The 13,298-nt window shown below is 67.3% G+C and carries 12 protein-coding genes; 9 read left to right on the top strand and 3 right to left on the bottom strand.

Going from position 1 to position 13,298, the window contains the following annotated elements:
* The first annotated feature begins 43 nt into the window (after positions 1 to 43).
* The 3 genes from rpoC to ASD38_RS09895 all read left to right on the top strand — a co-directional run bounded on the left by rpoC (position 44) and on the right by ASD38_RS09895 (position 5,499).
* Positions 44 to 4,234, top strand: coding sequence for a DNA-directed RNA polymerase subunit beta' (gene rpoC, locus ASD38_RS09905; protein ID WP_056441064.1), 4,191 nt, complete (start codon positions 44 to 46; stop codon positions 4,232 to 4,234).
* A 101-nt stretch (positions 4,235 to 4,335) separates the two neighbouring features.
* Positions 4,336 to 4,878, top strand: coding sequence for a hypothetical protein (locus ASD38_RS09900; protein WP_056459718.1), 543 nt, complete (start codon positions 4,336 to 4,338; stop codon positions 4,876 to 4,878).
* Between the two features lie 102 nt (positions 4,879 to 4,980).
* Positions 4,981 to 5,499, top strand: coding sequence for a hypothetical protein (locus tag ASD38_RS09895; protein WP_056459715.1), 519 nt, complete (start codon positions 4,981 to 4,983; stop codon positions 5,497 to 5,499).
* Here ASD38_RS09895 and ASD38_RS09890 read toward each other — a convergent pair.
* On the bottom strand, positions 5,496 to 6,395 hold the full coding sequence (locus ASD38_RS09890; RefSeq protein WP_056459712.1) for a LysR family transcriptional regulator: 900 nt from the start codon (positions 6,393 to 6,395) through the stop codon (positions 5,496 to 5,498). The two genes, ASD38_RS09895 and ASD38_RS09890, sit on opposite strands and share 4 nt — an antisense overlap.
* A gap of 94 nt (positions 6,396 to 6,489) precedes the next feature.
* Between ASD38_RS09890 and ASD38_RS09885 the strand changes: the two genes are divergently transcribed.
* Together ASD38_RS09885 and ASD38_RS09880 are read left to right on the top strand one after the other, a co-directional pair.
* A complete protein-coding gene (locus ASD38_RS09885) occupies positions 6,490 to 7,113 on the top strand; it encodes a glutathione S-transferase family protein (RefSeq protein ID WP_056441077.1) in 624 nt (207 codons plus the stop codon).
* Between the two features lie 67 nt (positions 7,114 to 7,180).
* On the top strand, positions 7,181 to 8,029 hold the full coding sequence (locus tag ASD38_RS09880; RefSeq protein WP_235523814.1) for a pyridoxamine 5'-phosphate oxidase family protein: 849 nt from the start codon (positions 7,181 to 7,183) through the stop codon (positions 8,027 to 8,029).
* Positions 8,030 to 8,045: 16 nt separating this feature from the next.
* On the opposite strand, the gene ASD38_RS09875 is transcribed toward ASD38_RS09880, so the two are convergent.
* Together ASD38_RS09875 and ASD38_RS09870 are read right to left on the bottom strand one after the other, a co-directional pair.
* Entirely contained in the window at positions 8,046 to 8,822 is a 777-nt protein-coding gene (locus ASD38_RS09875) for a hypothetical protein (protein WP_056441081.1), read from the bottom strand.
* 114 nt (positions 8,823 to 8,936) lie between these two features.
* On the bottom strand, positions 8,937 to 9,641 hold the full coding sequence (locus tag ASD38_RS09870; protein ID WP_235523813.1) for a hypothetical protein: 705 nt from the start codon (positions 9,639 to 9,641) through the stop codon (positions 8,937 to 8,939).
* Positions 9,642 to 10,030: 389 nt separating this feature from the next.
* Here ASD38_RS09870 and rpsL point away from each other — a divergent pair, with 389 nt between their 5' ends.
* The 4 genes from rpsL to ASD38_RS23330 all read left to right on the top strand — a co-directional run.
* Positions 10,031 to 10,402: a 30S ribosomal protein S12 gene (gene rpsL, locus ASD38_RS09865; protein ID WP_007661566.1), complete on the top strand. Its 372-nt coding sequence runs from the start codon at positions 10,031 to 10,033 to the stop codon at positions 10,400 to 10,402.
* A 13-nt stretch (positions 10,403 to 10,415) separates the two neighbouring features.
* Positions 10,416 to 10,889 carry a 30S ribosomal protein S7 gene (rpsG, locus tag ASD38_RS09860; RefSeq protein WP_007661568.1) on the top strand — a complete coding sequence of 158 codons (474 nt, stop codon included), beginning with the start codon at positions 10,416 to 10,418 and terminating at the stop codon, positions 10,887 to 10,889.
* Positions 10,890 to 11,003: 114 nt separating this feature from the next.
* A complete protein-coding gene (gene fusA / locus ASD38_RS09855) occupies positions 11,004 to 13,082 on the top strand; it encodes an elongation factor G (RefSeq protein ID WP_056441086.1) in 2,079 nt (692 codons plus the stop codon).
* A 118-nt stretch (positions 13,083 to 13,200) separates the two neighbouring features.
* Positions 13,201 to 13,298 (top strand): GTP-binding protein (locus tag ASD38_RS23330; protein ID WP_199225306.1); only part of this gene is annotated, 98 nt, incomplete at its 3' end.

Below are 13,298 nucleotides of genomic sequence, written 5' to 3'. Positions count from 1 at the left end.
CCAACTTTGAATTTTCGCGGGTAGACCCGCAGAAGGAACCAAGATGAACCAGGAAGTCCTGAACATCTTCAATCCGGTCCAGGCCGCTCCGACCTTCGACCAGATCCGCATCTCGCTGGCCTCGCCGGAAAAGATCCGCTCGTGGTCGTTCGGCGAGATCAAGAAGCCCGAAACCATCAACTACCGCACGTTCAAGCCCGAGCGTGACGGCCTGTTCTGCGCCCGTATCTTTGGCCCGACCAAGGACTACGAATGCCTGTGCGGCAAGTACAAGCGCATGAAGTACAAGGGCATCATCTGCGAAAAGTGCGGTGTTGAAGTCACCCTGGCCCGCGTCCGTCGCGAGCGCATGGGCCACATCGAACTGGCCTCGCCGGTCGCCCACATCTGGTTCCTGAAGTCGCTGCCCTCGCGCATCGCCATGATGCTCGACATGCCGCTGAAGGACATCGAGCGCGTCCTGTACTTCGAATACTACATCGTCACCGAGCCGGGCCTGACCCCGCTGAAGCAGCACCAGCTGCTCAGCGAGGACGACTTCATGCGCGCCCAGGACGAGTACGGCGACGACAGCTTCACCGCCGAGATCGGCGCCGAAGCGGTTCAGAATCTGCTGAAGGCCATCGACCTCGACAAGGAGGCCGAGAAGCTGCGCGAAGAGCTGGCGGGCAACCCGTCGGACATGAAGCAGAAGAAGTTCAGCAAGCGCCTGAAGATCCTCGAAGCCTTCTCCGAGTCCGGCAACCGCCCGGAATGGATGGTGCTGACGGTCGTTCCGGTCATCCCGCCGGAACTGCGTCCGCTGGTGCCGCTGGACGGCGGCCGCTTCGCGACCTCGGACCTGAACGACCTGTATCGCCGGGTCATCAACCGTAACAACCGTCTGAAGCGCCTGATCGAGCTGCGCGCCCCCGACATCATCATCCGCAACGAAAAGCGGATGCTGCAGGAGTCGGTCGACGCCCTGTTCGACAACGGCCGTCGCGGTCGCGTCATCACCGGCGCCAACAAGCGTCCGCTGAAGTCGCTGGCCGACATGCTGAAGGGCAAGCAAGGCCGCTTCCGTCAGAACCTGCTGGGCAAGCGCGTCGACTATTCGGGCCGTTCGGTCATCGTCGTGGGTCCGGACCTGAAGCTGCACGAGTGCGGCCTGCCCAAGAAGATGGCCCTGGAGCTGTTCAAGCCGTTCATCTACGCGCGCCTGGACGCCAAGGGCCTGTCGGGCACCGTCAAGCAGTCCAAGCGCATGGTCGAGCGCGAGCAGCCCCAGGTGTGGGACATCCTCGAAGAGGTGATCCGCGAGCACCCGGTGATGCTGAACCGCGCGCCGACGCTCCACCGTCTGGGCATCCAGGCGTTCGAGCCGAAGCTGATCGAGGGCAAGGCCATCCAGCTGCACCCGCTGGTCTGCGCCGCGTTCAACGCCGACTTCGACGGCGACCAGATGGCCGTTCACGTCCCGCTGAGCCTCGAGGCCCAGCTGGAAGCGCGCGTCCTGATGATGTCGACCAACAACATCCTGTCGCCCGCCAACGGTCGCCCGATCATCGTGCCGTCGCAGGACATCGTCCTGGGTCTGTACTACCTGTCGGTCGCCCGCGACGGCGAGCCGGGTGAAGGCAAGATCTTCGCCGACCTGGGCGAAATCGAAGCCGCCATGGACGCCGGCGTCGTGTCGCTGCACGCCAAGATCAAGTCGCGCTTCACGGAAATGGACGCCGACGGCGTCATCCGTCGCCGGGTGATCGACACCACCCCGGGCCGGATGAAGATCGCCGCCCTTCTGCCCCAGCACACCGCGATCGGTCACCGACTGATCGAGAAGGCGCTGACCAAGAAGGAAATCGGCAACCTGATCGACGTCGTCTACCGCCACTGCGGTCAGAAGGCGACGGTGATCTTCGCCGACCAGATCATGGGTCTGGGCTTCAAGGAAGCGGCCAAGGCCGGCATCTCCTTCGGCAAGGACGACATCATCATCCCGAAGCGGAAGGAGGCGATCGTCGCCGAAACCCGCACCCTGGCCGAGGAGTACGAGCAACAGTACGCCGACGGCCTGATCACCAAGGGCGAGAAGTACAACAAGGTCGTTGACGCCTGGGCCAAGGCCACCGATCGCGTCGCCGACGAGATGATGGCCGAGCTTCAGATGAAGCATAAGGACGAGAACGGCCGCGAGAAGGAAATCAACGCCATCTACATGATGGCCCACTCCGGCGCCCGGGGTTCGCAAGCCCAGATGAAGCAGCTGGGCGGCATGCGCGGCCTGATGGCCAAGCCCTCCGGCGAGATCATCGAGACCCCGATCGTCTCGAACTTCAAGGAAGGCCTGACCGTTCAGGAGTACTTCAACTCGACCCACGGCGCCCGTAAGGGCCTGGCGGACACCGCGCTGAAGACCGCCAACTCGGGCTACCTGACCCGTCGTCTGGTCGACGTCGCGCAGGACTGCATCATCGTCGAGGAAGACTGCGGCACCACGCGGGGCATCACCCTGCGCGCCGTGGTCGAAGGCGGCGACGTGCTGGTCTCGCTGGGCGCCCGCGTCCTGGGCCGTTTCTCGGCCGAGGACATCAAGGACCCGGCGACCGGCGAGATCATCATTCCGGCCGACACCTACCTGACCGAGAACATGGCCGACGCCATCGAAGCCGCCGCGGTGCAGTCGGTGAAGGTGCGTTCGGTCCTGACCTGCGAGGCCAAGATCGGCGTCTGCGGGGCCTGCTACGGCCGCGACCTGGCCCGCGGCACCCCGGTGAACATCGGTGAAGCGGTCGGCGTCATCGCCGCCCAGTCGATCGGCGAGCCCGGCACCCAGCTGACGATGCGGACCTTCCACATCGGCGGCACCGCCCAGGTGGCCGAGCAGTCGTTCTTCGAAAGCAGCAACGACGGTACGGTCCGCGTCAGCGGCGCCACCGTGGTCGGTTCGGACGGCCAGCTGGTCGTCATGAGCCGCAACACGGCCGTGAGCGTGCTGGTCGACGGCAAGGAACGCGAGAACTACAAGCCGCCGTACGGCGCGCGCCTGAAGGTCAAGGACGGCGACAAGGTGAAGCGCGGCCAGCGCCTCGCCGATTGGGACCCCTACACCACCCCGATCATCACCGAAGTGGCCGGCCGCATCCGCGCCGAAGACCTGGTGGACGGCTTCTCCGTCCGCGAGGAGACCGACGAAGCCACCGGCATCGCGCAACGCGTGATCGCCGACTGGCGGACCTCGGCCCGCGCCTCGGACCTGCGTCCGGCCATGGGCGTGCTGGGTGAAGACGGCGCCTATGTTCGCCTGGCGAACGGCGGCGAGGCTCGCTACCTGATGTCGGTCGGCGCCATTCTCTCCGTCGCCGACGGGGACATGGTCAAGCCGGGCGAGGTCATCGCGCGGATCCCGACCGAAGGCGCCAAGACCCGGGACATCACCGGTGGTCTGCCGCGCGTCGCCGAACTCTTCGAAGCCCGCCGTCCCAAGGACTGCGCGGTCATCGCGGAAATGGACGGCCGTGTCGAATTCGGCAAGGATTACAAGAACAAGCGCCGGATCAAGATCACCCCGGAAATCGACGCAGACGGCAACCAGCCCGAAGCGGTCGAATTCCTGATCCCGAAGGGCAAGCACATCGCGGTGCATGATGGCGACTTCATCACGCGCGGCGAGTACATCATCGACGGCAACCCGGATCCGCACGACATCCTGCGCATCCTGGGCGTCGAGGCCCTGGCCAACTTCCTCGTGGACGAAATCCAGGAGGTCTACCGACTGCAGGGCGTGCCGATCAACGACAAGCACATCGAGACGATCGTTCGTCAGATGCTGCAGAAGGTCGAGATCGTCGAGCCGGGCGACACGGGTCTGATCAAGGGCGATCACCTCGACAAGCCCGAGTTCTACGTCGAGCAGGACAAGGCCGTCGCGCGCGGCGGCCGTCCGGCCACGACGCAGCCCGTGCTGCTCGGCATCACCAAGGCGAGCTTGCAGACCAAGAGCTTCATCTCGGCCGCGTCGTTCCAGGAAACGACCCGCGTCCTGACCGAAGCCTCGGTGCACGGCAAGACCGACACCCTGGAAGGCCTGAAGGAAAACGTCATCGTGGGTCGCCTGATCCCCGCCGGCACGGGTTCCTATCTGCGCAGCCTGCAGCGCGTCGCCGCCAAGCGCGACGAGCAGCTGGCCCAGCAGCGCGAAGAAGCGATGGAGCCGCTGCCGGCCGTGATCGCCACGGCGGACGCGGAATAGCCGGACGGCGACAACCCTCAAGGTTGTGCTAGTGAAGAGCGGTCGGGACTTTAAGTCCCGGCCGCTCTTTGCGTTTTGGCCGCACGTGTTTCGGGGGGAACGTGGTCCGTAAGATTATCTTCTGGGCGCTCGGCCTGAGCCTGGCGGCGGCGGGGGCGACCTTCGTCCTGTACAAGCCGCCCGCGCCGCCACCGAAGCCCGAGCCGTCCGATCGCTTCGCCGCGGCCGCCGACAAGGCCTTCGTCGATCTCGCCGCGGGCAAGATCGCCAAACGGTTCGGTTCGCCGGAAGACGTCAGTTTCTGGGATCCGGTGATCAGCCGCATGCCCAACGGCGCGGAGGCGCTTTGTGTCGACGCCAGCGGCCCTGGTCGAGACTGGACCGGCACGATCGCCGTCCATGAGCATGACGCGGCCGGCTTCGTGATCTATTGGGGGGGCGACACCCTCGCCGCCAAGGCCCGTGCCCAGTGCCGCGCGATCCTTCGACGCGCGCTCCAGGGCCCTGGTCCGGCTCCCATCTCGGTGATGACGGAATATGTCCAGGCCGGATGCGAGAGGCAGCTCGACCCTCGCTACATGTATGCCTACGCGCGCTACTGCACGGGCGTCGAAACCCGTCCGGCGCCGGTGGGGCCGTCTTAACGGCAGGGCTCCCCCGATCGGGCGCATGTGCTAGTCGAAAGTATGGCGGGTTGAGTCGACGCCGCCTTTTCGCGTTCGGGGGAAGCGATGACGAGACGGGGAATGTGGGCCGCGACGGTCGTGACGATGCTGGCTCTACAGGCCTGCGCGCCGGAGCCTCCGCCCGAACCCAAGCCTTCCGACGGCTTCCTCCTGCCGGCCGACCGAGCCTTTGTCGAGGCCGCCTGGGCCAAGGTCGCGGGGACCTACAAGGAGCCGGGGACCGTGCAGTACGGCGCCCTGACCATCAGCGAGGACGCCGGCGGACGGACCCTGTGTGGAGAGTCGGCCGAGCCCGATCAGTTGCCGCGAGGCTTCGTGGCCACCCAGGAGACGGGCAAGACCGCTTTTGAGATCATCCGTGAGCGCGACAACATCAGTCCCCGGGCGGTGAAGGCGTGCAAGCCGCTGATCCGCAAGCACATGGGTCAGAAAAGCGTCGACACCCCCGAGATCCAGCAGGCCATCGTCCAGAACGGCTGCGCCAATATCGATACGGTCTATTGGAGAGCCCACAAGGACCGTTGCTACAAGACCCTGACCGTCGCCGGCGGCGTCGCGACGCCCGCGCCGCCGCCCTAGCTCTCCCGCAACACCGCCAGCCGCTCCAGCCTCGGCGCGGCGAAGTCCAGGAACACCCGCACCAGCGGCGGCATGAACCGGCCGCCCACCGTGACCAGTTGCACCGGCAGGGGCGGGGGCTCGAAGTCGGGCATCAGGCGGACCAGCCGTCCCGCCGCCAGGTCCGGCGCCACCTGATAGGACAGCGCCCGGCCGATCCCGCGGCCGGCCGCCATCGCCGCCAGGGCCGCCTCGACATTGTTGACCCGCAGCCGGGGCTCCAGCCGCACGGCGCGGGCCTTGCCCTGCTTCTCGAACCGCCACTCGGGCGAGGCCGAGACCACGGTGGTCAGGATCAGGTCGTGCCCGGCCAGGTCGGCGGGCTCCAGCGGCGTCCCGCGCCCGGCCAGGTAGTCGGGCGACGCCACGACCACGCGGCGCACCTCGCCCAGCTTGCGGACCAGCAGGCTGGAATCGGCCAGCGGCCCGATCCGCAGGGCCACGTGCAGCTCGCCCTCGATCAGGTCGAGATTTCGATCGTGCAGGGTCAGGTCGGCCTGGACGGCCGGATGCGCGGCCAGGAAATCAGCGACGACCGGGGTCAGGTGGCGGCCGCCGAACACGGTCGGGCCGGTGATCCGCAGCGTGCCGCGCACCGCGTCCGGGACGGGGGCCTGAAGGGCGGTCTCGTAGTCGGCCAGCAGCCGCCGGGCCCGCTCGGCCAGGTCGCGGCCCGCCTCGGTGGGGGCCAGGCGGCGGGTGGTGCGCTCGATCAGCCGCGCGCCCATCCGCTCTTCGAGAGCCGCCAGGGCCCGGGTCATGGCGGCGGGCGAGCGTCGCAGCTTGCGCCCGGCCGCGGCCAGGCCGCCGGCGTCGATCACCGCGACCAGCAGGGCCAGCTCGTCCAGACGGTCCATTTCACGATCCGCAATTATGACTTGTCGATTTGCTCAATTCATTCCGGATGGCGCAAGAGCGAAGCTCCCCCATCGCAACACGGGGAGGCTTCCCATGACCAAGACCGAGATCGTCCTGCACGGCACGGGCCTGTCGGGCCACACCCATCGGGTGGGGCTGATGCTTAACGCCCTGGGCCTGAACTACCGGTTCGTCGACGCGCCCAAGGAGGTCCGCGCCGCGCCGGCCTTCCTGGCCCTCAATCCGCTGGGACAGATCCCGGTGCTGCGGGACGGCGACCTGACCCTGGCCGACAGCAACGCCATTCTGGTCTATCTGGCCCGCCGCTACGCCCCCGACAGCGCGTGGCTGCCCCAGGAACCGGCGGCCGCGGCCCGGGTCCAGCGCTGGCTGTCGATCGCCGCCGGCGAAGTCATGCACGGCCCGGCCGTCGCCCGGATGATCGCCCTGTTCGACTTCCCCGACGATCCGGCCCGCGCCGCCCGCATCGCCGCCCGGGTGCTGACCTTCATGGACGGCCACCTGGCGGACCGCGCCTTCCTGGCCGCCGACCACGTCACGATCGCCGACCTGGCCTGCTACTCCTATGTCGCCCACGCCCCGGACGGCGGCGTCGACCTGGAGCCCTATCCGGCCGTCCGCGCCTGGCTGGCCCGGATCGAGGCCCAACCCTGGTTCCAGCCCATGCCCGCCTTCGCGACCGCCAAGGCCGCGTGACGTGGAGGGTCCCTTCCATCGCGGAGAGCTGATCGCCCAGGTCATGGCTGGGACGGGGACGCCCGGCATGACGGGCATCCGGCCGTTCATGCCCGACCAGCATCGGGAGTTCTTCGCGCTGCTGCCCTACCTGTTCATCGCCACCACCGACGCCGACGGCTGGCCGGTCGCCACCGTGCTGACCGGTCCGCCGGGCTTCGTCCAGAGCCCGGACCCCAACACCCTGACCGTCGCGGCCCTGCCGCGCGCGGGAGAACCGGGCGCCGAGCTGTTCGCCGCCGGTCGCCCGTTCGGCGCCCTGGGCCTGGACTTCGCCACCCGCCGCCGCAACCGCGCCAACGGCCTGATCGCGGCGGCGGGGCAGGGCGGGCTTACGCTCCAGATCCTCCAGAGCTTCGGCAACTGCCCGCAATACATCCAGACCCGCGCGGTCGAGCCGGGACCGGCCGCCACCGCCCCGGCCGAGCCGATCGCCTTCCCGACGGCCGAGGCCCTGGCCCAGATCGCCCGCGCCGACACGATGTTCGTGGCGACCCGGGCCGCTGGCGAGAACGGCGGCGTCGACATCTCGCACCGCGGCGGCCTGCCGGGCTTCGTCAAGGCGAGCGGCGACGTGCTGACCATCCCCGACTTCCGGGGCAACCGGTTCTTCAACACCCTGGGCAACCTGGTGCTGGATCCTCGCGCGGCCCTGCTGTTCGTCGATTTCGAGACCGGCGACCTGCTGCACCTCCAGGGTCGGGCCGAGATCGACTGGAGGCCGACCGGCGACGACCTGATCCAGCGCCGGTGGCGGCTCACGGTCGAGCGCGCCTGGCGCCGTCCGGCCGCCCTGCCGCTGCGCTGGGCGTTCGGCGACTATTCCCCGGTGACGCTGAACACGGCCGCCTGGAACGCTTTGACGCTTGTCGCCTGACCCTGGCGCGGCGGCGCTAGCGCTGGTCGTTCTCCCGCTCGGCCTTCTTTCGACGCTCGTCGGCCTTGTCGGCGTCCTGCAGTTGCTTGAGGCGCTGCTGGGCGGCCGACCTCGGATTGCCCAGCCCGTCCTGCTCGGCGCCGCCGACCCACGGAATCTCCTTCATGGTTCCCGGCCCTTCGCGGCTGCGATGGTCCACGCCCACGCCGACCGGGGCCTCGCGCGCCGCGCGCGCGGCGTCCTGGCGAATGGCCTGCTCGTCGAAGCCGCGCCGCTTGCCCGCTTCCATCGGCGCGTCATAGACCGGCGCGTTGCGGGCCGTCGCGCCGAACTTCTCGTCGCAATGCTCCTGCTCACGCCGGTTCAGACCGACGGCGTCGGCGTTGGCGCACCCGGCGCTGCTGCCGCGCAGGGCGGTGCGGAGGTCGCCTTCCGGGCCTTGCGGCTTCGGCGGGGTCCCGGTGACGCGGTTGGGCGGAGCGGGCGGTCCCGGAACCGGCCCGACGCCCAGCGGCCGCACCCAGGACGGCGGGGCCAGGCGCGGCGCGCGCGGCTGCACGGGCAGGGCCGCGGCGGCGCGGTCAGGGCTGGCGAGGGTCTCCGGCGCCGGCCTGCGCGGCACGACGCTGCGCTCCAGGGTGACGCTGAGCGCGTCCTCGTCGTTCGACCGGTCCTGGAAGCGCGTCATCACCGGCCAGCCCAGGGCGGTCAGGATCGCGGCGTGCAGCAGCAGCGACCCGCAGAAGACGGCGCCGTTTCTCAGCCGGGTTTTGCGCGCCGCGTTCAGGGACAAAGAGGAAAGCTCGACAGGAACAGAAGGACGAACCTTGCCACCGCAAGTGGCGAAACCGTGTCCTCCAAACGCCTAGATGGGGCGATCAAGCGCTTGCGCCAGTGGGGTTTGACCCTAGTAGGGCTTGCGAATGTCCCCTTCGGGCGTCAACGAGCCGACGGGCGGCTGAATGAAGCAGGGGCCGGCCCGCAGAGCGTTGGGCGGTCCCTTGGGGGCCTTATCGGCGTTAGGCCCGAACTTCACCGAGCAGCCGACGCGCGGGCCGTGACCCGGAAAAACGTTGTCGTCGACGGCGAACATGCCGCGCCCTCCGCGCGCGGTCAGCGGGACCATCTGGCCGGGATTGCGATAGGCCTCGGCGACAGCGTCGTAATAGGCGCGCTTGGCCGGATCGATCGGGGCGGGAAGAGGCGGGGCGTTCAGCGCCAGAGCGCCCAGCTTCTCCTGGCACCGCGCGCGTTCCTCGGGCGAGAGCAGGGCGTTGCGTCCGCCGGCGCAGGCGTAACCGCCAGCCCGCAGGGCGGCGGCGAGGCCGCCCTTCGAACCGGGTGTCGCGCCGACGATCGCCGGGGCGAGACCCGGCGGGGCGGCCGGCGCGGGCAGGGCCTCCACGATCGAGGGCGCGGCCAGCGACGGGCGATGTGGGGCCAGCGCGGTCGTCTCGGATCGCGCCGTCGGCCGCGTCGAGCGTCTGGACCGGTCCAGGCTCACCTCGATAGCCCCCTCGTTGGTGGAGCGGTCGGGGAAGACCAGCGCCACCGGGCGGGTCAGCAGGAACAGCACCAGGCCGTGCAGCCCTAGGGTCGCGGCCAGGATCACGCCTCGCTCCAGGCGTCCGCGAGGGGTCTTCGACAGGCGCAAGGCGGGCTCGGGAATGGCGGGACAAGGCTCGCCAGGCTCGCCACCTCAGGTGGCGAAAGCGTGGCCGTTAGGGGGCCGTTAACCGACGCAAACCCGCGAAATGACTCGGCATTGACGTGGGAGACGTTCGCGAGTAGTTTCCGCGCTCTTTTCGAGGCGGACCCTGTCCGTCCTGATGAGCGCCCGTCCCTTACCCGACGGATAGCCCGCCGGAACGCCTTCCGCGTCCCGGCGAGTTTCGTGTTTATCAGGTCCCCATCCGGGGCCGAGACAAGCCGGAATAAAATGACAAGGACCCTGAAGCGCCTCGGCCGAAAGGCACACGCTTCCATCAGAGCAGAGACTTAATGCCTACCGTCAACCAGCTCATCCGCAAACCGCGCCAGCCTAAGCCGGTCCGGAACAAGGTGCCCGCCCTGAAGGGCTGCCCCCAACGTCGCGGCGTTTGCACCCGCGTCTACACGACGACCCCGAAGAAGCCGAACTCGGCTCTGCGTAAGGTCGCCAAGGTCCGTCTGACCACCGGCATCGAAGCCGTTTGCTACATCCCGGGCGAAGGCCACAACCTGCAGGAGCACTCGGTGGTGCTCATCCGCGGCGGCCGCGTCAAGGACTTGCCCGGCGTCCGCTATCACATCCTGCGCGGCGTCCTCGACACCCAAGGGGTCAAGGATCGTAAGCAGCGTCGTTCGCTCTACGGCGCCAAGCGTCCGAAGTAAGGAATAGAAGAAGATGTCCCGCCGCCGTCGCGCCGAGAAACGCCAAGTCCTGCCGGATCCCAAGTTTGGAGATCTGATTGTCACGAAGTTCATGAACTACGTGATGTACGAGGGCAAAAAAGCCGTCGCCGAAAACATCATCTATGGTGCTTTCGACATCCTGGAAAACAAGCGCAAGGACCAAGGTCCGCTTGAGACCTTCCACTCCGCCCTGGACAACGTCGCCCCGGCGATCGAAGTCCGGTCGCGCCGCGTCGGCGGCGCCACCTACCAGGTGCCGGTGGAAGTCCGTCCGGACCGCCGCCGCGCCCTCGCCATCCGTTGGCTGGTGACCGCCGCCCGCAAGCGCGGCGAGAACACCATGACCGAAAAGCTGGCCGGTGAGCTGCTCGACGCCTCCAACAACCGCGGCACCGCGGTGAAGAAGCGCGAAGACACGCACAAGATGGCTGAAGCCAACCGGGCGTTCTCGCACTACCGCTGGTAACCTTTCTTACCAGCACTCTTTCAGGCGCGGGCGGTTTGAGATAAACCGCCCGCGCCGCACGTTTAAATGTCCCTGCCCCAGCTTGGGGTCGGGCTGTCACGCAGAGCTAGATCCATGGCCCGCCAGCATAAAATCGAAGACTACCGTAACTTCGGCATCATGGCGCATATCGACGCCGGAAAGACGACGACGACCGAGCGGATCCTGTATTACACGGGTAAGTCGCACAAGATCGGCGAAGTCCACGACGGCGCCGCCACCATGGACTGGATGGACCAGGAGCAAGAGCGCGGCATCACGATCACGTCGGCCGCGACGACCGCTTTCTGGAAAGACAAGCGCCTCAACATCATCGACACCCCCGGACACGTCGACTTCACGATTGAAGTCGAGCGCAGCCTGCGCGTCCTCGACGGCGCCGTGGCGGTGCTGGACGGCAACGCCGGCGTCGAGCCGCAGACCGAAACCGTCTGGCGTCAGGCCGACAAGTATCGCGTTCCGCGCATCGTGTTCGTCAACAAGATGGACAAGATCGGCGCCGACTTCGACAAGTCGGTCGAATCGATCCGCGACCGCCTGGGCGCCAAGGCCGTTCCGATCCAATTCCCGATCGGCTCGGAATCCTCGCTGAGCGGCCTGGTCGACCTGGTCCGCATGAAGGCCGTCATCTGGGACAACGACGCCCTGGGCGCCAACTTCCGCGACGAAGAGATCCCCGCCGACCTGATGGCCAAGGCCGTGGCGGCCCACGCCTATCTGGTCGAAGCCGCCGTCGAAATGGACGACGAGGCGATGGAAGCCTATCTGGGCGGCGAAGAGCCCTCGGAAGCCGTGCTGAAGAAGTGCATCCGCAAGGCCGTGCTGACCGGCGCCTTCTATCCGATCCTCTGCGGCTCGGCCTTCAAGAACAAGGGCGTGCAGACGCTGCTGGACGCCGTCGTCGACTACCTGCCGTCGCCGCTGGACATCCCGCCGACCAAGGGCATCGACTTCAAGACCGAAGAAGAAGTCGTGCGTCGCGCCTCGGACGAAGAGCCGCTGTCGGTTCTGGCGTTCAAGATCATGGACGACCCCTTCGTCGGTTCGCTGACCTTCTGCCGCATCTATTCGGGCAAGCTGGAAACCGGCATGGGCCTGCTGAACGCCACGCGCGACAAGCGCGAGCGGGTCGGCCGCATGCTGCTCATGCACTCCAACAACCGCGAAGACATCAAGGAAGCCTATGCCGGCGACATCGTCGCCCTGGCCGGCCTGAAGGACACCCGCACCGGCGATACCCTGTGCGATCCCCTGAAGTCGCCGGTCATCCTGGAGCGCATGGAGTTCCCGGCCCCGGTCATCGAGATCGCCGTCGAGCCCAAGTCCAAGGCCGACCAGGAAAAGCTGGGCGTCGCCCTGCAGAAGCTGGCCGCCGAGGATCCGTCCTTCACCGTCTCGACCGACTTCGAAAGCGGCCAGACGATCCTGAAGGGCATGGGCGAACTGCACCTGGACATCAAGATCGACATCCTGAAGCGGACCTACAAGGTCGAAGCCAACATCGGCGCGCCGCAGGTGGCCTATCGCGAGTCCCTCGGCAAGCGCGCCGAGATCGACTACACCCACAAGAAGCAGACCGGCGGTACGGGCCAGTTCGCCCGCGTCATGATCACCTTCGAACCGGGCGAGCCGGGTTCGGGCTTCGTGTTCGAAAGCGCCATCGTCGGCGGCGCGGTGCCGAAGGAATACATCCCCGGCGTCCAGAAGGGCCTGGAGTCCGTCAAGGACAACGGCCTGCTGGCCGGCTTCCCGCTGATCGACTTCAAGGCGACCCTGACGGACGGCAAGTACCACGACGTCGACTCCAGCGTGCTGGCGTTCGAAATCGCGTCGCGCGCCGCCTTCAAGGAACTGCGTGAAAAGGGCGCTCCCAAGCTGCTCGAGCCGATCATGGCCGTCGAGGTCGTGACCCCGGAAGAGTATCTGGGTTCGGTCATCGGCGACCTGAACGGTCGTCGTGGCATGATCCAGGGCCAAGACATGCGCGGCAACGCTACGGTGGTGAACGCCTTCGTGCCGCTGGCCAACATGTTCGGCTACGTGAACACCCTGCGCGGCATGTCTCAGGGCCGCGCCCAGTTCACCATGCAATACGACCACTACGAGCCGGTGCCGCAACACGTCGCCGACGAAGTGATCAAGAAGTACGCGTAAGCTTTTTCCCCGGAAAAAGCGTACGAGATGAATAGGGTGGGCTCTGATGGAGCCCACCCGCCCACCACCCCAGAAGTTCAACCATTGAAGGCCCCTCTGGGGTCCTGGAGCTAAGAAAATGGCCAAGGAAAAGTTCGAACGTAACAAGCCGCACTGCAACATCGGCACGATTGGTCACGTTGACCATGGCAAGACGACGTTGACGGCGGCGATCAC

Source organism: Caulobacter sp. Root487D2Y (assembly GCF_001427165.1).
GTDB lineage: Bacteria > Pseudomonadota > Alphaproteobacteria > Caulobacterales > Caulobacteraceae > Caulobacter.
This window is presented reverse-complemented; position numbering and strand designations above follow the sequence as displayed.

Bases quoted from the DNA above. Each gene is read 5' to 3' on its own strand.
- rpoC (WP_056441064.1), top strand. From the start codon at position 44: ATGAACCAGGAAGTCCTGAACATCTTCAATCCGGTCCAGGCCGCTCCG.
- ASD38_RS09895 (WP_056459715.1), top strand. From the start codon at position 4,981: ATGTGGGCCGCGACGGTCGTGACGATGCTGGCTCTACAGGCCTGCGCG.
- ASD38_RS09890 (WP_056459712.1), bottom strand. From the start codon at position 6,395: ATGGACCGTCTGGACGAGCTGGCCCTGCTGGTCGCGGTGATCGACGCC.
- ASD38_RS09885 (WP_056441077.1), top strand. From the start codon at position 6,490: ATGACCAAGACCGAGATCGTCCTGCACGGCACGGGCCTGTCGGGCCAC.
- ASD38_RS09880 (WP_235523814.1), top strand. From the start codon at position 7,181: ATGACGGGCATCCGGCCGTTCATGCCCGACCAGCATCGGGAGTTCTTC.
- rpsL (WP_007661566.1), top strand. From the start codon at position 10,031: ATGCCTACCGTCAACCAGCTCATCCGCAAACCGCGCCAGCCTAAGCCG.
- rpsG (WP_007661568.1), top strand. From the start codon at position 10,416: ATGTCCCGCCGCCGTCGCGCCGAGAAACGCCAAGTCCTGCCGGATCCC.
- fusA (WP_056441086.1), top strand. From the start codon at position 11,004: ATGGCCCGCCAGCATAAAATCGAAGACTACCGTAACTTCGGCATCATG.